The sequence below is a fragment of the Tunturiibacter gelidiferens genome (assembly GCF_013410115.1).
Classification (GTDB): domain Bacteria; phylum Acidobacteriota; class Terriglobia; order Terriglobales; family Acidobacteriaceae; genus Edaphobacter; species Edaphobacter gelidiferens.
This window is the reverse complement of sequence record NZ_JACCCV010000002.1, coordinates 2,078,858-2,104,959: the sequence shown is the minus strand read 5'-3', so window position 1 is coordinate 2,104,959 and position 26,102 is coordinate 2,078,858. Positions and strand designations below refer to the sequence as shown.

At 53.4% G+C, this 26,102-nt stretch carries 16 protein-coding genes and 1 tRNA gene; 12 read left to right on the top strand and 5 right to left on the bottom strand.

The genetic code is table 11. From position 1 onward, the window contains the following. The first annotated feature begins 206 nt into the window (after positions 1–206). The 11 genes from HDF12_RS20815 to HDF12_RS20765 all read left to right on the top strand — a co-directional run bounded on the left by HDF12_RS20815 (position 207) and on the right by HDF12_RS20765 (position 20,096). Complete coding sequence (locus tag HDF12_RS20815; RefSeq protein ID WP_218892517.1) at positions 207–1,040, top strand: hypothetical protein; 834 nt, start codon at positions 207–209, stop codon at positions 1,038–1,040. Between the two features lie 190 nt (positions 1,041–1,230). Beyond that, positions 1,231–2,313 (top strand): recombinase family protein, encoded by a 1,083-nt coding sequence (locus HDF12_RS20810; RefSeq protein WP_179586582.1) that lies wholly within the window; start codon positions 1,231–1,233, stop codon positions 2,311–2,313. A 13-nt stretch (positions 2,314–2,326) separates the two neighbouring features. Beyond that, positions 2,327–2,605: a hypothetical protein gene (locus tag HDF12_RS20805; protein WP_179586580.1), complete on the top strand. Its 279-nt coding sequence runs from the start codon at positions 2,327–2,329 to the stop codon at positions 2,603–2,605. Continuing rightward, positions 2,602–4,662, top strand: a complete 2,061-nt coding sequence (locus HDF12_RS20800) for a recombinase family protein (RefSeq protein WP_179586578.1) — start codon at positions 2,602–2,604, stop codon at positions 4,660–4,662. The genes HDF12_RS20805 and HDF12_RS20800 overlap by 4 nt, the downstream gene beginning before the upstream one ends. Positions 4,663–5,207: 545 nt before the next feature. Beyond that, a complete protein-coding gene (gene hrpB, locus HDF12_RS20795) occupies positions 5,208–7,547 on the top strand; it encodes an ATP-dependent helicase HrpB (RefSeq protein WP_179587165.1) in 2,340 nt (779 codons plus the stop codon). A 182-nt stretch (positions 7,548–7,729) separates the two neighbouring features. Next, positions 7,730–11,170 carry a TM0106 family RecB-like putative nuclease gene (locus HDF12_RS20790; protein WP_179586576.1) on the top strand — a complete coding sequence of 1,147 codons (3,441 nt, stop codon included), beginning with the start codon at positions 7,730–7,732 and terminating at the stop codon, positions 11,168–11,170. Positions 11,171–11,339: 169 nt separating this feature from the next. Continuing rightward, positions 11,340–12,338, top strand: a complete 999-nt coding sequence (locus HDF12_RS20785) for a hypothetical protein (RefSeq protein ID WP_179586574.1) — start codon at positions 11,340–11,342, stop codon at positions 12,336–12,338. Between the two features lie 341 nt (positions 12,339–12,679). Beyond that, positions 12,680–14,632, top strand: a complete 1,953-nt coding sequence (locus HDF12_RS20780) for a hypothetical protein (RefSeq protein WP_179586572.1) — start codon at positions 12,680–12,682, stop codon at positions 14,630–14,632. Next, positions 14,633–15,316, top strand: coding sequence for an OmpA/MotB family protein (locus HDF12_RS20775; protein WP_179586570.1), 684 nt, complete (start codon positions 14,633–14,635; stop codon positions 15,314–15,316). It abuts the gene before it with no gap. Next, positions 15,313–16,650, top strand: coding sequence for an EH signature domain-containing protein (locus tag HDF12_RS20770; protein WP_179586568.1), 1,338 nt, complete (start codon positions 15,313–15,315; stop codon positions 16,648–16,650). The genes HDF12_RS20775 and HDF12_RS20770 overlap by 4 nt, the downstream gene beginning before the upstream one ends. 140 nt (positions 16,651–16,790) lie before the next feature. Then, the gene (locus tag HDF12_RS20765) at positions 16,791–20,096 is read left to right on the top strand and encodes an SNF2-related protein (protein ID WP_179586566.1); all 3,306 of its coding nucleotides are present in this window, start codon (positions 16,791–16,793) and stop codon (positions 20,094–20,096) included. A 344-nt stretch (positions 20,097–20,440) separates the two neighbouring features. Here the strand turns inward: HDF12_RS20765 and HDF12_RS20760 are convergent, their stop codons facing one another. From HDF12_RS20760 to HDF12_RS20750, 3 genes are all read right to left on the bottom strand, one after another. After that, positions 20,441–21,535, bottom strand: coding sequence for a DUF2130 domain-containing protein (locus HDF12_RS20760; RefSeq protein ID WP_179586564.1), 1,095 nt, complete (start codon positions 21,533–21,535; stop codon positions 20,441–20,443). A gap of 210 nt (positions 21,536–21,745) precedes the next feature. Continuing rightward, positions 21,746–21,898: a hypothetical protein gene (locus HDF12_RS20755; RefSeq protein WP_179586562.1), complete on the bottom strand. Its 153-nt coding sequence runs from the start codon at positions 21,896–21,898 to the stop codon at positions 21,746–21,748. A gap of 441 nt (positions 21,899–22,339) precedes the next feature. Further along, the gene (locus tag HDF12_RS20750; protein WP_179586560.1) at positions 22,340–23,893 is read right to left on the bottom strand and encodes a hypothetical protein; all 1,554 of its coding nucleotides are present in this window, start codon (positions 23,891–23,893) and stop codon (positions 22,340–22,342) included. Positions 23,894–24,115: 222 nt separating this feature from the next. Here HDF12_RS20750 and HDF12_RS20745 point away from each other — a divergent pair, with 222 nt between their 5' ends. Further along, complete coding sequence (locus HDF12_RS20745; RefSeq protein WP_179586558.1) at positions 24,116–24,523, top strand: arsenate reductase ArsC; 408 nt, start codon at positions 24,116–24,118, stop codon at positions 24,521–24,523. A 53-nt stretch (positions 24,524–24,576) separates the two neighbouring features. Here the strand turns inward: HDF12_RS20745 and HDF12_RS20740 are convergent, their stop codons facing one another. Then, positions 24,577–25,581, bottom strand: coding sequence for a tyrosine-type recombinase/integrase (locus HDF12_RS20740; protein WP_179586556.1), 1,005 nt, complete (start codon positions 25,579–25,581; stop codon positions 24,577–24,579). Positions 25,582–25,909: 328 nt separating this feature from the next. Beyond that, positions 25,910–25,984: transfer RNA gene (locus HDF12_RS20735), tRNA-Phe, on the bottom strand. Positions 25,985–26,102: the final 118 nt, after the last annotated feature.

Here is a 26,102-nt window from a genome sequence, read left to right as displayed (position 1 = left end):
AAAACGACAGCCCTTGCGGCCCATCTGATCCGGCGGAGTCGCTGTTCGCAAACATTTAAAAAAAATGGCGGCAATAATTGGTTATCGGTGCTTTGACTGGGTATTGAGTTGTGTCGGGGGCGTTGTAAGGCCTTCACAATAGGAGCGACACAATGTCCCAGGTTTCATCTGCCAACGTCGTAATCACACCTGCATACGCCCAGCGTTTGCTCGATAACACCGCCGAGATCAATAAGAACAATCTGTCGGCGAGGAGGCACCGTAACATTTGCCAGCGGACGGTCAGCCTGTATAAGCGCGATATGATCAACGGAGACTGGGCCCTCAACGGCGAAGTCATCAGCCTTGATTCCGCGGGAGCAGTGATGAATGGTATGCATCGTTTGCATGCCTGCGTCGCCGCTGATGTTTGCTTCACTACTTTTCTCGCCAAGAACGTCGACTGTGCAGCCATCGACAGGTTCGACACCGGTTTGTCGCGTACATTCAGCGACGTTCTGCGGGGGAAGGGTGAGAAACACTCGAAGCTCTTGGCAGCGACTGTCTCTTACATCTGCCGGTATGAAAGTGGAACGCTGCAGAGTCCTCACCGCATCTCCAACTCCGAGTTGCAGAGGGTTCTTGAACGGCATCCTGGTGTCCGTACTCACGTGGCATATGTATCTGGGTTTTACCGTCGCTTACGTCTCTCAGCATTTGCTGCAGTTTCATACATTGCTTCGCTTCACAATACGACCATTGCTAGCGAGTTTATGAAAAAGGTAGACACAGGCTCCGGTCTTAGGAGGGGGGACATCCATGTGGTCGCGATGCGCGACTTCTTGCGTCCCGGAAGTTTTCGCGGCAGGGCGGCGCAGTACCGTCGTTTTGTTTTGGTAGCCAATGCAATGAACGCGGAAATGTTGCCTGAGCCGCCCAGGTCGTTTGGGCCGAAGCAGAGGGAGCGCTTCTCCGGTATCGCTGGCGTCCCTTATGGCCAGATCATCCAGACAAACCTTGAAAATTATGGACCAAGTCCTCTCACAGCATTCCAGCCATAACTTGAGCAGCCTCTGCGGAAAAGAACCCCGTGACTCGATGTCGGGGTTCAATCCCAATCGATATTTCAACTTAGCTGGTAGGCTCACGACCATTTATTTTTCAATTTCAACAAACCCGAGTGGGGGTTTGTAGGTTGGTTGTGTAAAGGATTATCGGATAAACAACAACCAAAGACAGAGAGGAACGATTATGAACATTGAACGGAACGACAAAGAACCAGAACAGATGCGCTGCGCAGCTTATCTGCGCGTTGCGAGCTACTCGGCGAGCGCGTCGTCGCTCGAAGATCAGAAGCAACACTGCCGGAGGTTTGCGGAAGAGCACGGCTGGATCGTTCCAGATGAGTATGTTTACACCGATGCGGGCAAGTCCGGAACTTCAACAGCGGGACGCGACGGCTTGGCCTCGCTAATCATCGCCGCGAAGGAGCAGCCGAGCCCATTTCGGATGGTTCTGGTCGAAGAAGCGTCGCGGTTCGCCCGCAATTGCAGCGACGTGTTCGACATTGTGAATGCACTCGCGCTTCACGGTGTTCACGTCTACTTCATCAATCAGGATCTCGACTCACGCAATGAAGACTTCCACATGATTTTGATGTTAACCGCAGTGGTTGAGGGAGAGTATATTGCCCGTTTGTCGGACAAGGTGCGGCGCGCACAGATGGGACGTGTCATCAGCGGGTTCACATCGGGCGGGCGTTGCTTCGGATATCGGAGTGTTCCCGTGGACGCTACGCCAAGCGACGACGCGAAGGGACGCTTAGAGGTCTTGGGTATGCGGCTTGAAATCGTAGACGCCGAGGCCGAGACGGTACGGCGCATCTACGAGATGTTCGCCCGCGGCGTGACCATCACCGAAATCGTGAAAACCTTGAATGCCGAACATGTTGCGGACGCGAAGATTGGGAAGCCGTTCTCTCCGTGGACCCGGACGCGCATTCGCCGCATCCTCGGACAGGAACGCTACATCGGGACCGTGGTGTGGAACCGGACGAAGCGGGTCACGAACCCACGCACCGGGCGGATGGAGTTGCATACGAATCCTCCCGCAGATGTTCTGCGCGTGTCTGCACCCCAGCTTCGCATTGTCACCGACGAGTTGTGGGGCCGGGTTCAGGCCCGGCTTCACCCGAGCCTGGCAGGGTCTCGTTCCGCGTCTAGGGAAAGCTGGAACAGCACGCCGCGTCAGTGTTGCTTGCGTACATCCCTAGGATTACCGGTCCCGAAAACATGGAACCAGAATGAATCAACGACGAAAATCCATACAGCATGAAACGGAGGAGTAAATGAATCTTAATCACGGCGCCCTCGCGGGCGCCAATACCAACGGAGTCGCAACTCGCGAGCGCAAACGCCTGACCCGCGTCGAAGTGCACCTTCATATTGATACGCCAATCCTGCTCCAGCCAACGTCGGACTCGCTGTTGCAAATAATCTCTCGAGGTTTGGGAAGACTCATCGCAACCCACATCTTGGGACAGCCGAATGTGCGCGATCGCCTCATGGCCAAGACCAAGCAGTCAAGGCAGAACAAGAACTCCAATTATGGAAAGGCAAGTAAATGAATAGAATTCTCTCCGAAGGAAGCTCAATCAAACGAGCTGCGTTTTACGGCCGCTACTCATCAACGATGCAGAGACTTGCCTCGCTGGAGGACCAGAAGCGGACATGCACTAAGTATGCGGACGGATCAGGTTGGATAGTGCTCCAAGATCACTGCTATACGGATGCAGCGAAAAGCGGAACCTCGAAGCATAAGCGCGAGGGCTTCCAAGCGCTCTTGAAGACGCTCGAAAAGGAACCTAAACCCTTCGATTACGTGCTCATCGACGACACATCGCGGTGTTCGCGTAAGCCCCAAGATATTATGGACTTCATCGACATTGCGAGACACTGCAAGATCGGGGTCCGTTTTGTGGCTCAGAATCTCGACACAGTGAATCCTCAGTTCGATATGATGTTGCAGTTACACGCCATGATCGACAAACAATATGTTGACCGTCTCTCAGTGAAGTGTTTCGAGGGACAGATGGGGCGTGTCCTAAACGGCTACCATTGCGGTAGTGAGGCTTACGGGTATCGGTCAGTTCGCATAGCTGATCCAGCCTCACTCAAGGGAGGCCGTCAGTCCGGGACACTTGGCTCTAAGCTGGTCATCGACGAAGAAGAAGCTGAGGTTGTCCGTCGCATCTTTCGGCTGTTCGCGGATGGGGAAAGCATGCTGGGGATTGCGAAGGCCCTCAATCGAGACAGGATCCCCTCACCTCAAAATTCTCGGGCTCGCAAAGAGGGGAGCCAGTGGTGCACCAGCGCCATTAAGGACATCCTCCACAACGAGAAGTACAAGGGCTTGTATGTCTGGAATGCCAGCTATCAGTCGGAACATCCCAAGACAGGGGAGTTGATCAAGGTCAAGAAGGCTGAGCACGAAGTCATCCGTCTTGAGCGTCCGGAGATTCGTATCGTGCCCGACATTCTTTGGAATGCTGCCGCCGCGAGACTTGCCCGGATGCAGGACAGGCAGGTCCAGAGGGTACAGGGTGGATACAACCGTGCCACCAATCGGCCCTATCTGTACAGTGGCTTTCTGTATTGTGGGGAGTGCGGCCAGAAGCTGATCGCGAATGGGCTTCAGGGCAAGGCTCGCTATAAATGCGAGAACGCTCGCCTGCACCGAGGGTGTTACAACCGGATGAGCATTCCGGAGCAGGTCGTGGCTGAGCAGCTTACGGGCATCCTCTCGACACAACTACTCGTTCCTGAGATCTTCGACGAACTTGTCAGGGACGTCATCATCGAGGTGGAGGCGACCGTTCTGCGCGAGAAAAGCGAAGCTCGCCGTTCCGAGCTGCCAGAGCTAGAGAAACATTTGCAGGCCTGCAACTCTGCCTTGACGAACCTGACCAATTCCATTGAGCTCTCGCCGTCGCCTTCTCTTTTTGAACGCTTGCGCGAGCGTGACCGCGAACGGGTTCTTTTAATGGAGAAGATCCGGATTGCTCGTGACCGGCAGCGAGTTACCATCACGCGCGAACTGCTCCAAGACCTCGTCCAGGAGAATCTTTCCGAGCTACGAAATGTGCTTGAGAGCAACGTCCCTCTGGCGAGGGAGCTCCTATCGGGACACCTCCTGAAGCTGTACCTCCAACCTAACCCTGATTCTGGTGACAACAGCATTCATGTCGTCGGAGGATTTGACCTGTTCAGTGGTTCCAATGCCGCAAATAAGCGCGTGTTGCTGGAGGGTTCGAGTACTCGAACCCTCCAGCAACACCCTGGGTTTCTCAACTTTGTGGCGCTGTTCGATGGCTCTCATAAGGAACCCTGCCTCTTCTTCGAACCGTTGATCGAATTGCTAGGAGCTGAACCTGATCTGAGCGACGATGCCAAGAGTCCGGAGGAATGGGCGTGGTTGCTTCGTGAACATCTCGGGGAGCGTTGGGATGATAGTAAGAAGCTTGGCTACGGAGCGACGACCAGATGCTTCCGGGTTCACGCCGACCTTCTCGCCACCCGTATCCTAGTCGAGAAAGTTCCGGATCCAGCAACTCAAGGTCGCGGGCACCTGTACCGGCTGCAGTTGAAAGATGATGTGCTAGAAAAGCTCACACCGGCTGCATAGCCTGAAGAACCCTGAACTAGATGAAGTGCGTACCTGCACCGTCTTGTGGGTCAGCAATCTGGGACGCTGTCCTCCGCCCGCGGCCAGCTCCTTACCAGCGCAAGTGGTAGAAGAAAGTTTGAGACGATAATCAGGGTCCGGCCCTCCTGGCGGGTATTAGCCCTCATTCGCTCCGCACTGAAGGGCGATTCAAGGGGTGTACGGTAGTGAGGGCACTGGAGAGGCACTATAAGGCGACGGAGTTGGCGGAGCAATGGAGTTTGAGTCCGAAGGTAGTCAGGAAGATCTTTGCTGACGAGCCCGGTGTCCTGAAGGTTGACCGCCCAGAGTTGAGGAACAAGCGCGGTTACTGCTCCCTCCGCATACCGGAAAGCGTCGCCATCAACGTCCACAAAAGGATGTCGGCATAGCACCGGTAATGTGTGTCGGTCAATCAGTGTTACTGGATGCAATCGCTTCCACTAGCAATCGTTCTGAGCGAGGTTGGCGGTGAAGTGGGTGTGTGATGATGAGGTCGATTGACGGTGTTCAACTCATCGTGTTCGATGGAACGTGTGAGCCGTACATCTCCCCTTCCGGTGGACGTACTATCGCCGGAGATCATCTCGTCTCTGCAGCGCGATCCTAACCTCGTAATCGAAGCGCCACCGGGCGCGGGAAAGACGACCCGCGTGCCGCCCGCTCTCCTGGAGATCGTCAGAGGCGAAGTAATGGTCCTCGAGCCGCGGCGGATAGCGGCACGACTGGCGGCGCGGCGAGTCGCGTTCGAACTCGGCGAACAGGTCGGTGAGACTGTCGGCTACCAGGTCCGGTTTGAGGAAGCTATTGGACCGCGCACACGGCTACGGTTTGTCACCGAGGGCATCTTGACGCGACGGCTGCTTTCGGATCCCATCCTCACAGGCGTCGATGCGGTTGTGCTGGATGAGTTCCACGAGCGACACCTAGACAGCGACTTCGCGCTTGCTTTGTTGAAGCGGTTGCAGAGAACGCGACCCGATCTGCGGATCGTGGTGATGTCGGCTACGCTCGATGCCGCTCCTGTGGCTCGATATCTGAATAGCTGTCCAATACTGCGGTCCGAGGGAAGGCTGTTCGAACTCACTATCAAGCATCTACCGTACTCCCCCGCGCCGCTACACGTACAGGTGAAAGGCGCAGTGGAGTCGCTGCTCGACGACGGCCATCTTGGCCATACCCTGGTCTTCTTGCCTGGAGCCGCCGAGATACGTCGTACGATGCGAGAGTGCGACGCGGTGGCACGCCGAGCCGGGCTGGTCGTTCTGCCGCTGCATGGCGATCTGTCACCGGAGGAGCAGGACCGAGCAGTCTCCCCCAGCCCACAACAAAAGCTCATTCTTGCCACCAATGTTGCGGAGAGTTCAGTGACGGTCGAAGGCGTAACTGCCGTCATCGATAGTGGTCTGGCTCGCGTAGCGACCTACTCTCCATGGACGGGCCTGCCGACCCTGCACGTTGGTCGGGTCAGCAAGGCTTCGGCGAAGCAACGAGCAGGTCGAGCAGGGCGCACCGGTCCGGGCAAGGTGCTCCGCCTTTACCCTGAGGAAGACTATCTGTTCCGTCCAGAACACGAGACTCCAGACATATTGCGTAGCGACCTATCCCAGCTCTGCCTGGCTTTGCGGGCGATGCAGATTCACGACTCCGATACGGTGGATTGGCTGGACGCGCCGCCAGTGTCGGCCTTCCAGAACGCCGAGTCTCTGCTCGATCGCCTTGGAGCTACCGGAAAGATGGCCGAAAAACTGGCGCGGTATCCCTTGTCCCCACGTCTGTCGCGCATTTTAGTAGAGGCTATGGAGCGCGGCGTAGGTGAAGACGGATGTGTCGCCGCGGCTCTGCTTGGGTCCGGTACACGGAACGAGAAAAGCGACCTTCTCGACGCAATGGAGTCGCGGCATGACTACCGCACGGAGCAGCACATTCAGCAGCTCCGTCGCATTGCTCGCCCTTCGAAGCAGACCAGGCACGATGACGATCCGTTGCTCATATCCATCCTTGCCGGTTTCCCCGATCGAGTTGCGCGAAGGAGGGCAGGGAATCAGGTGCGGTTGTCGACAGGAGTCTCGGCGGAGATCGCAGGCGAGCCACCTGCCTATGAGTTCATGGTTGCGACCGATGCGGAGGATCGCAAAGACAAGCCGCTCCCTCTAGTACGCGTGACGTCCCGAGTCGAGCCCGAATGGCTGATCGACCTGTTTCCGGATCGTGTGCGGGAACAATCCAGCGTGACATGGAATCGTGTCGCAGAACGGGTAGAGGCAGTCAGCACTCTGCTATACGACGATCTGGTGATTCAGGAGTCGCAAGACACACTACCGGAGCCGGAGGCCGCATCCGATCTGCTCTGCAGCAGGGCGTTGGAAGTTGGTATCGAGCGTTTCGTGGATGGGGATTCGCTGGAGCAACTCCGGGCACGGGTTGAGTTCGCCGGTCTTATGCAGCCCGATATCGCACAAGCATTGCGTGAACTATGTTCTGGACTTCGAAGCTTTGCCGATCTGAAAGGCGCGGCGAAGGACTTCGTTCTCCTTTTAGAGCAAAAGACGGATTCAAAGCTTCTCAGGGAACTCGCTCCAGCGAGCGTTCGGTTGCAGAATGGGCGTCAGACCAAGATTCATTACAGTGGCGACAAGCCCCCTTGGATAGCATCTCGCCTTCAGGACTTCTTCGGGATGCGAGACACTCCGCGTGTTGGAGCCGACCGTACCCCCCTGGTAGTACATCTGCTCGCGCCGAACCAAAGGGCTGTGCAGACCACGACCGATCTTGCCGGATTCTGGGAGAGACTCTATCCGCAAGTGCGACGCGAACTGATGCGCCGATATCCCAGACATTCGTGGCCAGAGCATCCGTTAAGTTGATTTAATCACTTGCCGCATGTCTGGAGAAATCCAGCTCTGTGTATCTTGCCTAAGAGACTCTTTCTCACGCGATGGTGACAGAATGGCGAACTACCATTGTGAAAAGAGCTTCATCCTTGACCAAGGATAGGTGCCTATCTGAGATGATGTTTTACCTATGACTGAGCCAGGGAAATAACGTTATGAAATTGACGCCTAGCGCAATCCGGTTCTCGGCAACCGATCTCGGTAACAATCTTCTTTGCGGCCACTTAACTTTCCTAGATCATCAAGTAGCCATGGGTTTCAGGCAGGCACCGAAATGGGCCGCCCCCGACGCCGAGGTGATGAGGCAGCGAGGTCTCGCTCACGAGGAGGCGTACGTCGCGCATTTAGTCGCAGCGGGCTTAATAGTTCGCGATTTGCGAAACGAGTCCGAACCGTCAGCACTCCGAGAAACTGTTGCTGCAATGGAAGCTCAGGCCGACGTAATTGTTCAAGCCGCTTTGGAATATAACAATTGGTATGGCCGAGCGGACGTCCTCAGAAGGGTCACGAAACCAAGCAATTTAGGATCTTGGTCTTATGAAGTCTATGACTGTAAGCTGGCGGTTGAAACCAAGGCTTCAACGGTATTGCAACTGGCTCTTTATTCGGATTTGCTGGAAGTCGTTCAAGGTGTAAGCCCCGAGTTTATGCATGTGATCTCGCCTGGCGTTCATTTTCTCCCAGAATCGCACCGTGTTCTTGACTACTCTGCATATCACCGGACAATCCGTTCTCGCTTAGAGGCTTTCGTAACTTCAGCACGCCTATCCGAGACATACCCTGAGCCGACGGAACATTGCGATGTTTGCAGGTGGGGTTCAGACTGTCGCAAGCGACGCCGTGATGACGACCATCTCTCGCTTGTTGCTGGCATCACCAGCTTTCAGCGGAAGGAACTGGTCGATTGGAACGTCACTAAGCGGACGGCTCTAGCAGAACTTTCCCTTCCGCTAACTCAGAAACCCAAGCGTGGATCGTCCGAGGGGTTCGTGCGGATCAGAGAGCAGGCGAGAGTTCAGGTACAAGCTGAGCTTGCGGGCACATTCATTTATGAAATCTTTCCTCCTTCAGAAACGCACGGCTTCGCCATTCTACCCGAGCCCTCAATCAACGATGTTTACCTCGATTTGGAAGGAGACCCATTCGTTGGTGTAAGCGGACGCGAATACCTCTTTGGCATTGGGCTGGAGATGTCTTCCCAACAGGAATACCGTCATCGATGGGCACTCAACGATGACAGAGAAAAAGAGGCATTCGAATGGACTATTGATTTGATAGTGGAACGATGGAGACAAGATCCGTTCATGCATGTGTACCACTTCGGCGCATATGAACCGTCTGCTCTTAAGCGGCTCATGGGTAGATATGCGACTCGCGAAGAGGAAGTAGATAGTATTCTTCGAGCCAGCGTACTCATCGATCTCCACTCTGTGGTGAAGCGAGCAATGCGGGCTAGTGTGGAGCAATACTCACTCAAGTCGCTTGAACCCTTCCACGAATTCAAGAGGACGATCCCCCTGAACGAAGCCGCAACAGCTATGCGAGTTATGCAGCATGCCCTCGAACTCGCTCGTGTAGAGGGAATTGCCGATACAACACGCTGCCAAGTTTTGGCCTACAACGAAGACGATTGCTGGTCGACACGAAGCCTGAGAAATTGGCTTGAACGATTGCGAGGTGTAGAAGTGAGAAGTGGAGCAGTCTTTTCACGACCAATTTCACTAAGCGGTTCCGCGTCAACCAATGTTACTAATCAGCAGCAACGGAACCTTGACCTTGCAAACCAGCTTCGACAAGGTATCCCAATCGAGCCAGAACGAAGAGATGAAGAACAGAGTGGTCGCTGGCTCCTCTCAAACCTCTTGGATTGGCACCGGCGAGAGGCAAAAGCTGATTGGTGGGAGTTCTTCAGACTTGGAGATCTGACTGAGGAAGAACTCGTTGATGAGCGCGGAGCAATTTCTGGGCTCAACTTTCAGTCAACCTTTTCCGTGTCTAAACAAATCCCAACGGACATATACTCCTTCCCTCGACAGGACTGCGAGATTCAAGTCGGTGATACGGTTCGAACAAAGGCCAACAAATTCGGCGAGATCGTTGACATTGACTTAGCGACCCAGCTGGTTCGGATCAAAAAGACCAAAAAGACCGCCAAAGACAATCCGCGCTGTATCTATGCGGATCCGACAGGCCCCAATACCGATGTGCTCGCGGACTCCCTCTACCGTTTAGGCGAATATGTACGTGATCACGGGATTCATGATCGGGGACCATATCAGTGCGCACGCGACCTTCTTTCGCGAAAATCGCCTAGATTCACGGGGGGCAGAAATGCAATCGATTTTAACGGTGGAGATGTAGTACGGACGGCTGAATCGCTCGCACTCAACCTCCAAGATTCTGTCTTAGCAATTCAAGGGCCTCCCGGAGCCGGAAAGACATATACGGGCTCTCGAATGGTGTGCGAGTTAGTGAAGCACGGTAAGAAGGTCGGGATCACGGCAAACAGCCATAAGGTCATCTCTCACTTGCTCAAAGGAGTTCTCGAGGTTGCGCAGAAGGAAGGCATCAAGGACGTTGACTGTCATCAAAAGGTGAATGAGATCCCAGCCTCACCAACTCCAGGGCTTTCCTACAGTACGGAAAACGTAGGCCCTCTTGATGCGCTAAGGTCTGGGTGCAGAGTGGTTGCTGGAACTGCATGGATGTGGGCGCGGCCCGATTATTTCGAAGCGGTTGATGTCCTATTCATAGATGAGGCGGGTCAGATGTCTCTCGCGAATGTTCTCGCTGTCGCACAATGCGCTAAGAGCGTGGTTTTGCTGGGTGATCCTCAACAACTAGAACAGCCAATCAAAGGCAGTCATCCCGAAGGTGCCGATTCATCCGCCCTTGAACATTTGTTAGGAGGTAAGAAGACAATCTCTACTGAAGCAGGTCTTTTCCTTGAACACACATGGCGGTTACATCCCACGATCTGCAGGTTCACATCTGAAATGTTTTATGATGCTCGACTGAAGTCAATCGCAGGGCTCGACGTTCAGCGGGTCACCGGTGCAGCACCGTTCGATCACCCTGGTCTGTGGTTCGTTGAAGTCGAGCACAACGGCAACCGAAATCGGGCTATCGAAGAGGTTCGCGCAATAGAAGTGCTGTTGCGAGAGTTATTGGACGCCGACTCCACCACCACTGACAGAAACGGGGATGTGCGTCAGCTCACGGGGGATGACGTCTTGGTTGTTGCGCCGTATAACGCCCAGGTAGCAGAACTTCTCAAGGCGATGCCGACTGCGCGAGTTGGCACTGTTGACAAGTTTCAAGGCCAGGAAGCTCCCATATCTATATACTCTTTGACTTCGTCATCGAGTGATGATGCTCCACGTGGGATGGAATTTCTTTACAGCCCTAACCGCCTAAACGTCGCGACATCTCGTGCACGAGCGATCTCTATCATTGTGGGTTGTCCAGTTCTCCTCCATGGTGAATGTAGAACTCCCCGCCAAATTCGATTGGCTAATGCATTCTGCCGCTTCGTAGAACTAGCAACCGTTCTGAAGTATCCTGCCGACATCACAAAGGATGCACCTGACGATTAAGGTGGCGGCAGATACGCAGCGATCGTGGAAAAAGCATTTCTCCCTTCTAGAAACACACGTGAGACCCTCAACACCACTACGAAACGACATGGAAGAGACGTCCTGCATAATACCTAGGGCACTATGGCATTGCGGTCGAAAAGTGAACGGATGTGAGGCACTAACAAAAATGGGCATTTTGAGTTGGTTGTTGGGTAAGAAAGGCAATGCGTCGTCACTGACGATGCTAGAAGACCAGAAGAGGGTAGAGCAAGCAGTCAAACAATCGAAAACCGATTTCATCGACATTCCTTCCCGTCATTTTTTTGGCCAGAGTATTAAGTCTCCGAATGGACAATTTACTTTGGCTTGGAGAGACGCAAATGATTCCGGGACTCGAGGCGGCTCTCGTTCCGAAGGAAAAGGAAAGTACCTCCTCCTCCGCGGAAAGGACGTGATCGCACAAGGCGCAGTGGGTCGTCCTAATGATGGAAAGGTCGCCGATAACGGTAATTTCATTCTGAACGACTGGTGCCTGGGGGGCGGCTTACAGGGTGTTTTTCTAGCTTTTGATCGGTCGGGAAAGGCTCTCTTCAAACGCCGGTTCGAAGCCAATTTATTCAACAATGGGCTCTCCGCCGACGGCAGCGTTGCTGCATGCCAAACAGCGAACTCTTATGAAGGAGATGACGGATCAAAACTAACAATTTTCAATCTCCAAACCGGAGTTGAGGTCGCTTCCTGGATTCCGGTTTCGGGTTGGGCGGACTTCTATGTCTTCCCCGCTCAGGGCGTCATTCAGCTTGGCTACGCGCGTTTTGGGGTGTTCTCATACCGCTGGGACGGCGAGTTCCTCGAAATGGAGAAATGGCAGGAGGCTCGGCTCACGAAGGGCGACTATGCAACGGTGATGATGGCAGTTGAATTTGCGCTGAAGAATGGCTCAAACAAGGTCGACCCAGAGCTATCGCGACGCCTTTACGGCAGCTTAGACCGAATTTCTGGCCAGATTCCATCTGCCGATATCAAGAGAAAGGCGCTTCTGAGAAAGCTTCAAGGCCAGTGTGCTGAATTGAAAGGCGACCTACCCGCAGCCCTCGCCGCATACGATGCAGCTTTAGATATCGATCAGAAGGTCGGGATCAAACGGCGAGCGGAACAGATAAGGAAACAACTCAAAGCTGAATGAACTCAGAGATAAATTTTGCTTTGCTCGGTGTAATCGTTCGGTCATGACGCCGATGGGTCTCAGTTAGGAAGATTGGCATCTACGACCTTCGAGCACTCTTCCAAGTCGTGGTACGTGTGTCGTTTCTAGACCGCAAGCGCCGACATTCATCAAGTCATTCATCATAGGTGGTACGCACGCGTGGGGGCCGCCTGCGCACAAATCGCCTTTTATGTTTCTCTCTACAGCATATCCAGAGTAAAGTGGATGTGTTCCAAAAATTGAGGAGTTGACCGTGGATGGGTTCCGAAAGCGGACTGTAGTGCGGTTTCGTTCGGAAGAGTCCATGGCTGAGGAATGCCTTGCCAATCTTCCGACACATCGTCCAGTCGTTGTCACCTTTCCTGCGTGGCTTTGCTGCGTTTATAGTCGCGTTGTGGATAGCGTTTCTTGTCAGGATGATCTGGCAAGCAATGAAGGTTCATGCCGCCAATAGGGCAATCCTCGTTCTCCTCGCTTCCGTACCGGAGGCTAGCAGCGAGGAACGTATTGATGGCCTGCCACTCGACCGAATTAAGCAGTTGCGTTCAGCCTTTCAAAACTCAAATGATCATGCGCGATACTGGTGGAACTCCATCGAAGGGTCGCTGCTGCCGCTTGCTTCCTCCCTCTCGGAAGATCGTTGGTTCGTATCGAACGCTGCACGGGATTTGTTCAGCTCCGAGGAACTCTTCGAGGAGTATGCAGACGTTTCCCACCAAGCAGTCCCTGGAATCCTCACGGCACTAGGTCTTCTGGGCACATTCAGTGCACTGCTCTTAGGCTTGGCAGATCTCCGATACACAGATAAGGCAGTTTTGGGGCTATCGGACCTAATAAACGCCCTCTCGGGGAAATTCTTCACATCGGTACTTGCCCTTGGTTCCAGTCTTATCTTTGTCCTTGCTGAGCGCTTTTTCTTTGCGACCAGATTCGAGACTTTGTACGCGAAGATTTGCGGTCGGTTCGACAGGGTGTTTCCACGCATCACGCAAGAGCGAGTTCTCATCGACATTCGAAAGGAAGCACTAAGCCAGTCTGTCTCCCTATCGAATATCAGTAGCGATCTGGTGGGCCAACTCACGGGAGCATTTCAGCAAACGATCCTTCCGAGCCTTTCGATTGACCTCGCGGAACAGCTGACTAAGCAACTTCTCCCTGCCATTCAAAAAATGGAAGGCGCTTTGGAGCGTCTTGAATCGCAGAAGCAAGACTCAGTCGTTGGAGAGTTCCGATCCTTGGTCGCAACGTTGGAAACGTCGATCACCAGAGCTCTGTCTGATATGGGTTCGCGGTTCCATGAACAACTGACGGGATCTGCGCACTCCGAATTCGCGGCGGTTCAGGAGACTCTCTCCGGTACCTCGCAGATGCTGCTGCAAATGAATGCACAGTTCGAGCTTACCCGGTGTGCTCTTTCAAACCTAGTGGACGCAGCGAATACATCTTCTGACCATCAAGCCAAAGCGAGCCAGGAACAGGCAGACGCTTTGCGTGAACTCATGCGCGGTCTCATCGAAGAGATGGGCAAGAATGCAAGTTCCAATTTGCAGAACATCGCGGGTGCTCTGACGAACGTGATTTCAGATCTGTCTAGAAAGGTAGAAGACGTATCTGAAACGATGATTCGTACTGTAAGTGACGCCGCGCAAGGAAGCCAGAGTTCCACGGATGCGCTGATTGCTAAGAGCGGGGCCTGGACAGAGGCTACGAGCCAACAATTGACGAGTCTTCTTGAATCTATCGAGGCTCGAAGCGCAGAGTTCAAAGCGGCTGGCCAAAGCCTGCTTGATGCGAAGGGTCTGCTCGCCGATGTATTAGACCGAAATGCGTCCGCTCTTCGGTCGATGGAAGCGGCAGCGAGGCAGGTCGAAGGCTACACTACAGCCTTGACCGTTGTCGCTCGTAGCACCGACGATACGCAGCGGCGCCAGGCTGAGGTTGTGGCTCTGAGCAGACAAGTTGTCGAGGAGCTGAAACAGACAAGTGCAGGCAACCAGAGCATTCTGGATCAGTACAACCGCAGTCTGAACGAAGCGAAGACAGTGTTTGGTTCTCTCGATATGCAGATTGAAACTCTACTGACAAAAATAAACGCAGGAATGCGGGAATATGTACAGACGGTAGAAAACAACTTCGGAGTAATCGTCAAACACTCGAACGATTACCTGCCGGAAATCTCTCGTGTCCTTCAGAGTCAGATTCAAGAGCTCGAACGACAGCTTGAAGAGTTGACGTCGGTATTCAGCAATGCACTTCAATCGGGAGCGAAGTAAATGCGATCCCGTGAGAAGCACGATCATCTTTCGAGCTCATTTACAGATCTGATGTCCTCACTTGTTGTGATTTTCATTCTGCTGTTCCTGGCCTTTGTACACGAACAGGAAGGACGTCAGGAAAGTATTAAGGACAAACTGCTAGCGGAGTTGCAGCAACAACTCAAGGAAGCAAACCTTGATCAGCAGAACATCAAGAAAGACGGAGACGCGGTAGTCATAATCGTGCCGGAAGGACTCATGAATTTTGAGACAGGAAAGTCGGATTTGAAGGAGGGGGGCAAGGCATTCCTACAGAAGTACATCCCCCCCATTTCGAAAATGCTTGTGAATGACTTTCAGAACGATGTTGATTCATTGATCGTGGAGGGTTACACCGATAGACAGCGAGCGGCTGGAAGTTCCGAAGAACAAGGCGAAGCGCAAAACCTCGTTCTTAGCCAGGAGCGCTCTATGAAAGTCGTCGAGGAATCTCTAAACGATCTCACCGGCCACGACAAAGTTCGCGAGAGAGAGTTCTTTCTGGATCGCTTATCAGCCAGCGGGCGCGGAGAGCAACAGGCCATCCATGAGGCCGGGCCTGAGAATAATCCCAATCTCCGGCGCGTCATCTTCCGCATCCGGGTCCGGTCTACTGCGCTTCAGGATGCGGCACAAGAGATCAAGGCGGACCTCCATAAATGAGTCTCCTCGATGCACTCCAAAGCTTAGCGACCTTGCCCCGCGATATTAGCCTTACAAGTCTGTCCAAGGAGTGCGACGCCGCGTTTGAATTGAAACGTCTCGATGCTGCTGTGACTGTGCTGAAAGCCAAAGCAGCAGCGATTCGTCCGCCGGACCCAGCTCGGATTGAGAGGTTGATCGCTCGTTTCAAGCACGCCGACCAAGACCTGGATGGCTTCGAGCCGGGCGAGGTTCGACTGCTCGCATGGAACAATGAAATGCTTTTGAACCCGCGCTTTAGATCTCAACTTGCGGAAAGGGTTCGGTCTGGCGTCGTCAAACCAAATCTCTTGATCTTGAGCCAGGTCTATTTTGGCAATTGGGGGCAACATGCCGAACATGAGCTTTTTGAGCAAATGTTGCGGATTCTCGCGAATCAACAGGGCGGCTTTACTCCAATGCTCCAGCTCTATAAAGAGAAAGCGAACTCAATTTTCAGTTCTACCGCCGATGTATTTCTGAGTCGTTTGTCCGCTGCGGAAGATAGATCGTTGGCAGGGCTCCTTGAGAGATGGGGAGTATCAACAACCTCGCCTCTTGCCTCCGCCGTGCTAACTGCTTACATCAAACAGCAATTGACTGAGATCGATAATGGTCGCGTTGGCAATTTGGATGGATTGCTAGCGACTCTCCAACTTCCTCTTGTCATGCTAGCGACTTTCCAGCTCGCGATTGCGTCTCTGATTCTTTCTCCGCATACCGACCGTAACGATTCCTTCCGCAAGCGCGTTGAAGCGTTTGTTCTCGACCATCCTCGGCTCGGCGATCCGCGACTTCCACAGAATGTCCCTAAGTGGACCGGGATTGAGCCCGCAGCCCAACGCAAGTTCAGGACATGGCGTGCCACGAAGGATTTGGTGTTCTTCTTCAAGAGTGTGCTCCCAGACGGGAAAGATCCACACGGTCGTAAGGACTTTTGGCTTCGTTATGTTGATCAGGTGGTGGACTCTGTTGTAGCACTCTGCCCTTCCGATTTGCAGCGACTGCGCACCTCGCTGTCCTTGGAGCGAGTCCATCATTGCAGAATTCAGGAGAACCAAGCAATCAGTTGCTTTCTGATGCGTTTCAAAGGCGCAAGAGAGGATTTCATCGTGGCTGAGTTTAGTAACGTCGGTAAGGCCCGAATCTTCTATTACGATCGACTCTTGGAGCGGATTGGTGATATCAATCGGCCCGAGTTCAAACTACGTGAGCTCAAATCAGACGAGGGATTAGCGATCAGCTTCAGCCATATGAGCAATTGGCAGAGTAAAGTACGAAGCACTCTGGCCCAGATAGGGATACGAGCGTCTTGAGCATAAGGTTGGCACAATTTGGTTCACTAGAGATGTTCGCGGAGCAGGATGGCCTCCGGTTAAAGGGTCCAGGCTCAGCCGACCTGAGCACGCGTCGTGGTTGGCCGTCTGACGCTTTGGCCATTCCCGATGTAGCCCGATTGGCTCTCGAAGTAGGACAGGCCTTGGAAATGGGCTTTGCAGTCGCGTCTGAGAATGTGGTTTTCGTTCCCAACGAGTTCTTTCCGCAAATAAGGCGACGCGGACTTCGTCTCACTGAGATGGCAACCGAATGGGCACCAATCTTGTTGAAGATCGAGAGGGCCAATGACATCGGGCGGCCGGAGTTCAAATATCGTTATTCATTCCTTTTTGAATCGAGGCCAATCGATTTCACACGCTCTGGGTATTTCGGAACGATCTCAGGAGACTCAAAGATCTACCGGCTCGACGATCAGACATTCGCTCTCGTGTCGGAGATGGACAGGTTTAACGCGCTTCTTCCTGTGGAAAAGGGGCGGTCGGAGAGCTGGTTGGCATTCAGCAAGGTAAAGGAGTGCGCCATTGATGTTGGGGCTCGCTTGGACAGCTACCTTTTATCTAACGACGTCATCGTTCCTCAGCAATTGAATCTCGAGGTGCACACTTGGCCTGACGGCAGTATCAGCTTCGCTCCACAGGTGTCAGGGATCGAAGGGACTAGCTTGAAAAAAGCCTTCTTCAATAGCCCGCGAGCTCAGGATTTCTACTCCGTGGACGGTCCAAATCAATCCCGCGTCCGTGTTGTTTTTGACGAACGGCAAGCGGAAGCGCTTGGGAGGATGAAGGATGTACATCACGCTAGAGGTAGCGAGAAAGAAAGGTTTCTTGAGAACCCCGAGGCCGTTTTTGAAGGACTTCTGGACGTAGTTGAGGTCAGGTATGGACGGAGAGTTACGGGAATTGGCAGCATCGCGGTCCTCGCCCAAGGACCAATCGCTCGAAGTCGAAGTGTCTTGGAAACTGGACTGACGGATCAGGGACGCAGATCAGGTCAGAGCAACGTCCTCCTGTCCGACGCATCAGGTGAAATTATCGATGTCTCGCTGCCTACAACCGCGGAGAAGCAAGATCTGATAGGTTCCGCTTTAGACGCGTTAGATACCGGCACACCGACTTTTACATTCGAGGGCCGTGAATACAAGGTCGACGAAAATATCAAGTCCTATATCGCGGAGCAGACCACTCTCGCGAGCAAACCGGAAGGACTACCCAAATCGCAGAAGACCGACGCGTACCTACTTTCCTACCAAGACGATGAGGATCTCAAGTCTTGGGACGTAAAAGACGCGGAGGAAGCTCGCCGCGCTTGTGAGGCACCTATTGGATATGTTTTACCTTCAGCGCTGCAGCCAAACGTGATCTTGAAGACCCATCAGCTCGAGGGTCTTGCCTGGTTGCAAACTTGCCATCGGCTGAGACCCTCCCGGAGAGGGAGCCTCTTGGCGGACGATATGGGGCTTGGTAAGACCCTTCAAATCCTGTCGTACTTGGCTTGGTGCATCGAACATGATCGCGATCTCGGACTCTCGACTTCTCGACCACCATGGAGACCGATTCTCGTAGTGCTACCCTTGATCCTCCTTGAGAGCAACACGTGGGAAAACGAGATCGGCGCACGTTTCCGAGCAGGCATATTCGACCCGATCCTTATTTTGCATGGTGACAAGATAAAGGAATTGCGTAGAGGAAAGACCACAGGCAAAGAGACGAGTATCGGAAAGCCTTTGATCTCTCCGTCCGAGTTCGCAAAGTACAGGGTTGTCATAACGAACTATCAGACGCTTACGAACTATCAGCACAGCTTTGCTCAATTGATTCCGGACACTCAGCGGTCGATTTGGTCCGTGCTGATAACTGATGAAGCGCAGGAATACAAATCACCCTCAACGAAAATCTCGCATGCGTTAAAAGCCCTCCACCCTGATGTCCATATCGCATGTACTGGAACTCCTGTAGAGAACCGACTTCTTGATCTCTGGAACCTCATTGACACGGTACAGCCCGCGCTCCTTGGAACTTCGAAGGGTTTCATCACCAAGTATGAGCAAGCTGCCGGTGACTCGAGTGAACGCTTACTCGAACTGAAGCAGAGTCTCCTATTCAATACCGCCAACGCTTTCGTTCTTCGCCGGAACAAGTCCGAGGTTCTTAAGGATCTTCCGCCAAAGACATTTGAACCCCTCTACTCTGAGATGACGGAATGGGAAATCCGCATGCATCAGGAACTTTTGAATAGTGTAGATGGCGGATCACCGCTAAAAATCCTGCATAAGCTTGTTGCCTTGTACCAGCATCCATCGCTACTTCGAGAGGACGGAGGAGCGCTTGACGCCAGAAAGCTTCTCGGCGAATCGTCGAAGCTCCGAGCGGTGATTGAACTCCTAAAGAGTATTAAACGCCGAGGGGAAAAGTGTGTAATTTTCGCATACCGTATTTCGATGCAACAGATCCTATCAACAGTGATAGAGCACGAATATGGTCTACAGGTAGATATTGTCAACGGATCGACGGAGAAGAGCGGTGGCGTGGACGCGGGCAGTCTCGGAAGCCAGCAGGCTCGTCGAACTCGAAACGCGATGCTCGAAAGATTTCGCAATACGCGTGGGTTCAATGTCATCATTCTCTCGCCATTCGTGGCCAGTATCGGTTTAACGATCACGGAGGCTAACCATGTGATTCACTACGGACGATGGTGGAATCCAGCTGTGGAAGCGCAGGCCACCGACCGCGTTTACAGGATCGGACAAACGAAGGCGGTCCACGTTCACTTGCCCATCCTTCGTGACACTCAGGGTAGATTACCTAAGAGCTTCGATCAGAATCTGCACGAACTCATACAAGAAAAGCAATTACAGGCCGAGAATTTTCTCAGCCCCCTGCCGGAAGAATCTCGAATCGGAGAGGAGCTATTCGGGAAGTTGAAGGGTGAAGCGCCAACTCAGGACCTTACTGAGCCGATCATCGCCGAGACTGTCGACAAGCTTCCGCATCATCTGTTTGAGGCCCTGATCGCTCTTTTGCTTGAAAAGCAAAACTACAAGACGATCCTTACGGCTAGATCCAATGACGGCGGAGCCGATGCGATAGCGTTTCGTGAGGGTGAACTGTGGCTCGTGCAGGCAAAGCACACGAAGAAAGACGGCCTAGTCAACAGTGTTGCGATGGGCGATCTCATGGCTGCAGCGCAGACGTATGCCAAGCCTCTTTCTTACTCGCTTCATCTCCTTGCCGTCACCAATGGCAACTTCTCAGCGGACACGAGGAATGAAGCGGCCCGTAATGGGATTCGGTTGCTTGACCGTCATAAGCTGATGGCCGACCTCCGCACTAACCCTGTGACTCTCGGTGCGGTATATGCGAGGGAGGACGATCGATGTTCTTCTTTTGCCGACGGGGTAAGTGCCGCCAACCGTTGGTTCGAGTAAGCTTCCCGGCATGGCGTCGCGTGGTGTATGGCTATACCGTCCGCGCACACAGCGGGAACGGCGATCTGGTTCGACGACATTGAATTTGGGGATAGTCTAACTGGTAAACCAGTAGGCCCGGCGACGCTCATTGCGGCGCGGGCTGCTGGGAATTTGGCGGACAGCTTGGATTCAAGACCGCTGGGGGGTGATCCACTTGGAAACGTGTCATGTTGTTTCGCTGTGAGGAGGAGGCCGGGACAACGAACGTAACATAACGTCGTAGTCTCAACGATCATAGACTGGCTAATCATGGTGAATACCGTGCCGCGATCGAGGATTGAGGGCTCACCAACTTCTGTTGATTAGACGGCCCTGCGGATGCCAGTTCCAAGCTCTCGCCATGGCTTCGAGTGTGATGACAACTTGGAGCTTTCGTATCGGGTAGTACCTCTGACTATCGTTCTTATGTGCGCGTCTACCTCTCTGTGGCGACTTGCAATCCGGTCATGGATGGTCGACTCGGTATGCCAAACGTTCTCATGCCAGGTACGCTCTTTCTGTTGAAAGTCTCGCAGACTCTCAATGCAATCCGCCATTTCACGGAAACGCGTGCAAAACTTATCGCCAACGATGTACTCGTAAAGTTCAAGAGACTTCTCGTTGCTATAGGTGCTGCTCAACCGAAGTTTAGCAATCTCGACAACGCCTTCTCTAACAACTGTTGCGAGTGGAATCGCCATTTGGGTCGCCACAACTGGAATTCCCTTCACGATGCAAAACCCCTTCTGTTTAGCCGGAAATACTCTGCTAACGACGATTACGTTAGGCGTTTCGTATTGTGTTTGATACTTCTTCGCTTGAGCGATAAAGCCTTGCTGCCAAGTCGTCGTGTTCTTACTCTCGTAAACCACCCGACCAACAACTTTTGTGCCTTCGACTATTTCGTGCAGGATATCGGCACCTTTAACACCGCGAGTGATTCGCTCGATACGATCATTCGGGAACGCTTGCCGAAGGTTTGTAAAGAGATCGAGTTCCGCCTCTGATCCGTGCTGTTCTCCGCTCTGCTTTTCGAGTTTGCGGGAAAGGTCGTCCAGCTTGCCTTGGAGTCGAGCAGACTCCGCCTCATAGCGACGCCGATCACGCTCTCGATCACTTTGCAACTTCGCCAGCTTAGTTTCGTTTTGAGCACTCTTCAATTTCATGTTTTGAGTCAGCTCCTTCTTTATGCGGTTTTCAGAGTCCCGACGAACGCTCATCAACTGCTTATCGAAGTCGCGCTTTGCAGTGATTCGAGCCCGCTCTGTCGCAGCGCGGAGCTCAAGTTCGTACTGACGCTGCGCAGCACGCTGGGTCTTCTCAATCTCTGTTTGCAATCGGGATTCAAACTCCTGGTTCAGCTTCTTTTTCTCAACAGCGAGAGCTGGAGTCGCCAACTTCTGAATGCGTGCTTTCATCGCATCCTGACTGAGCGTGTGAGGAAGAGCTTGACCACATAACGGGCATCGACTGGGCATAACGTGATTCTCCTAGACTCGTGAAAGGAAAAAATGAGGCTTTCATGAACAACAGCGACTTGATGTGCTTTTTTTCCGCGCACTCCTTGGGAAGAATAATTCGCTACTCTCAACTATCCAACCGCGTTGTTCAGTTCTCAGCGCGTCACATTATTTCTGAGTCCTTTCAGGTTTAGCGTGTTCGGCACGATACAGGCTTTCGCCATAGATGTCCGATGCAAGCGAGGCAGCTTCCACCATCTGATTTTCACCTGAAGCCTTATACAAACGAATGGCCAGCTTTTGAATTTCTGCGACGCTCATAGGGATCTCCCTGATGAGACTGGAAGAGGGTGAGAAATGTGTTTGCGATTACTCTTCGGGTGATTGGACGAGGTAGCTCTTTTTGCTTGAGGTCCAGGGCGGAGTAGCGGACTCTTCGGAGTACCTGATGTTTTTTGGATAACAGGAGTCTTCGTAAATGTTGAAACAATCAGCTTCCGGTTGTCTGTTATGTTTCCGCGTAGCTGCACCTGTGTCTTCCAGTGAGCCACCTTGTGTTTCTTCTTTTTTTCCCTCTTCTTCGATTCGAGAGCTACTGGGTTGCTCGAATAGGTGTTGATTGGGGCGGACAAGCCCGAAGTAGCATCATCGGAATTGGCCCACTCAGATCCCTGCCGAGAGGCCCTATCTTCCCATCTCACGCGATCCCATTTCATCTTGCTCATAGTTTTCTCGCGCTATCCCAACCCTGCCTGCTTTGAATCAGTGCGTCTCCTGATTTGTTCCGAGTTCTGTGATTTGGATCCTTTGACCGCTCACCCTGTAATACATTCGACACTCGACCTGTTCCAACTTGAACCGAAGATGGTGTTCACCGGATGCTTTCATCTTTCCTAGGCTGAGAGCTGCGGGATCTTCGGATTGGCTCAATTCCATGAGCTTCCTTTCCAGCGAAAGGCGTTCTTTATGGCGTTTGTGAACGACCCACCGAACCGGCTGACGATCGAAAATAATACGTGGAAAATGAACGGACCAGAAATCAAGGATCCTCTTCGCCTCGCCATCCTCGAACGACGTTTGGAGAGCTCTCTTCCGAAATGCTTCGCGTTCCAGCCGATCCCGTTCAGCCGACAGAGTCGCAACCTGGGTTTTGTACTCCTCGGCGCGACGGATCTCGGTGTACGCCAACTCTTCCGCGGCTCTGCGCTCTGCTTCCAGTCGGCGAATTTCGTCGCTACCTAAAGAGAGAGAGCTAAGCCGATTGCTCGTTCCCGCAATCGTCTGCTGGGCCTTGGCCTTGGCTCTTTCGGCCTTGATAAATTGCTCAGTGATTCCGGCAAGCTCTCTGCCCGAGGTCTGTGTTGCCGCTTCGGCAGCCGTGGCAGCTTCTGCCATCGAATTAGCAGTTTCAGCCGCCTTATCTGTATCAGCTCCCTTTAGCGGGCTCGAAGGTGGAACAAACGCGGATGGAGTTGGCAGCTTGTCAGCAGCGGTTGTTATCAGTCCGGCGAAGAGAGAGCGAGACAGCTTGCGATCCGAGAAGTGCCAGGTCACTAGCATCGTCAGACCTGCGAGGAGCCATCCTACGGGGCCTGTCAACAGCGAAAGAGCTGAAGTAGCAGTAGTGTAGAAAGCGAACGGAAGCGTTATTCCCAAGACAGTGGTAGCAACTGCATGGATGATCGTGGTTAGGGCAAGATACGCTCCGAAACCCGCCGCGCTGAGGGCGGCCATACTGGCCAAAGGCCCTCCTGCTGCGAGCAGGGCCTTAGTGACAGCCTCTCCAGAAAGTGAATCAAGACGAAGATCACGTACTACCGCCTCTCTCTGCTCATGTGGAAGCTGCTGAAGCTCTTGGCTGATGGCCCTTTCGAGATCGGCCCGTTCTTCCGGAGACATCTTGGCCACCATTTTGCGAAGATTTGCCAACGATTCTTCCTGATGGCGACGGGCAACTGCTTCCGCCTTTTCAGCGGGTGTGAGCCATTCGGAAATATCATAGAAAGCCGCCGCCTCTTCAATGACCTTCACACTCAGCAAAGTATCTGAGCATTTTGATTCCAATCCGGTTCGCGATACGCACCGGTCTCGAATACCTCTCAGGAGATGTTCCGTTGATCCATTTTTGTGGCGCAAGTACGTCTGTTGGACCTTAACTTTTAGGTCCGTGGCGTCTGCATCGGCAGCGATTGTGGTTTTGCTTCCGAAGAACTTGCCAATCTTATCGACGACGGCCACGCTCTTGTTCAGCCCATCCTTCAGCTTCGGCATTAGAGCATTCGACGTGCTCACGTTTTCGAGCAGCGCCAATTGCATCGCTAAGGATTCTTGTTTCGCACAACTCAACGCAGAGAAGAGATTAGGCATTCAGGGGGACCAGAGACATAATAATTCAGCAATTTCTAAAAGCAAGTGTTTTGCCCATGGTGCGTTATTGCCGGTGTGGGTGAAGGTCTATGCGATCAAGCCTAGAGTCACCGCCGCCACTCCAGCGCCGTGCTGTGGGCCTGACTGCTGTTCCTAAGCAGAGGAGGCGACATGCTCAAAGTGATATTCGCTTGCGTACATAACGCCGGGCGGTCGCAAATGGCTGCCGCGTTCTTCAATCAACTGGCAGATTCACTGAAGGCCCAGGCTATCTCAGCTGGTACGGAGCCAGGCGAGCGCGTCCATCCCGAAGTGCTCTCCGTGATGAAGGAAGTGGGCATCGATCTTACCCATGCGAAGCCACAGAAGCTCACGGATGATCTGGCGAAGGATGCTCACCTCCTCATCACGATGGGGTGTGGTGACAAATGCCCCTACGTTCCGGGCCTACGCCGGGATGATTGGCCGCTTCCCGACCCGAAGGGGCAGCCCATCGAAGAGGTCCGGGCGATCCGTGATGAAGTCAAACGCCGTGTGCAGGAGCTTCTCGTCAACGAAGACTTGAATAAGTCCTGTTAAAGGCGCATCTGGTGATCTAGTGATCACAGTCGCGCCTAATTGTGACCGAGATCCTACAAACTGACCGAAACGCCCATTTGCACCAGCGCCTCAGCCATTCGTCGCTCAAGTGCTGCCTGTCTTTCGGGCACCCACGGCGAATAGTACTTCTCAGTAATCTTTACTGACTTATGGGCCAACATTTTGGATAAGTCCTGCATGCTGGTCCCGCTCAGAAGCTGGGTCACGGCAAAGGTGTCGCGCAATTGGTGCGAGTGGAATTTCATCGGTGTTCCATCGTCCTTCGCGATGGAGAGATAGTCGTTCAGGCGCTCTAATTTGCGTTGCCATCGACCAGTCAGGGACTTGGGTTTTGAGTTTCCGCTCCAGAAAAAATAGTCCGGATGAACATCTGCTCGAGTAGGAAGAGCATTCAAAGCGGCAATGACGTGGTCGGGAATGAGCACGGTCAAGGCCGATCTGCCCTTCTGCGTTGTGAGACTGAAACGGTTTCCCTGAATTCTCGATTTGGCACACATCAGTGCATCGCCAATCCGCAGGCCTGTCCACCGCATCAACTCGATGATCGCTCTCATTTCGGCTCCGAATTGGTCGGAGGGACGACGCGCACGCTTGTCGTATTCGAATGTGGCGGCAATCACCTTTTCATAGCGGCCACTCAATAACGGCCACGTCACGCTTGGGTCAGGCTTGATGGCCTTCAGCTCAGTGGCGGGGTTTGCCGCAAGCCAGTGCATCTTCACGCAGTAGCTAAGAAATCTCTTGACCTTCTCCAGCCTCCTGCCTGCCGTCGTCTTGCCGATACGATCATCAGGATTCTTCGCCTTGGGTGACCACGAGCTCTTCCAGTGGTCGAGGGCATCCGGCGTGATCTGGCTGAGACGGATCAGATGGTTTGAGTGTGCCCAAGCTCCGATATGTTTAGCGGCGGTCCGGTATTTGCTATGCGTATGCTCGTTGCCCGAGTCGCTGTCTGCCTTCACGGACGCAAGCCACCGTTCCAAAGCATGGGTGATCGTGACCTCGCCAAGCTCCCGGGCTTGTTTGAGCTCATCCAACTCACGGAGCTTCTGCTTGACCGGATCCCAACTGTCCCGGATCTCCTAGGCTTGTTGTTCCGCCTTTTCCCAAGAGCGGGTCTTCGCGGAGATAGTCTTGTCCTTCCCGTCTCGGAGCAGGTAGAGGTACTTCGCACACTTACAACGCCTCCACTGCGGCTCCCCCTTCTTGGAGCAATCGGAAGAATGGCGCGTATAAATGGAGACAGTTTGGGTCTTGGGCCGGAGGGAGACAGACTTCAACGGGTGCATGGCAAAAGAGTAGCATCACTCTCTTGCAATCCTCTTGCACTTTTCGGAAAGTGCCACCTAAGTCTTTTATTATGAGTGGTGGCCAGAGACGGGATCGAACCGCCGACGCCGGCCTTTTCAGGGCCGCGCTCTACCACTGAGCTATCTGGCCTTGGCATAAAACGCTTATTATCGGAGATCGCCAAGAACCGCCGTGCGCTATTGCTACATCTGTTGCCCCGAGCTTTTCAGGGAGCCCATCGCCGGTGGAGAACCAGCAACGCAAACGC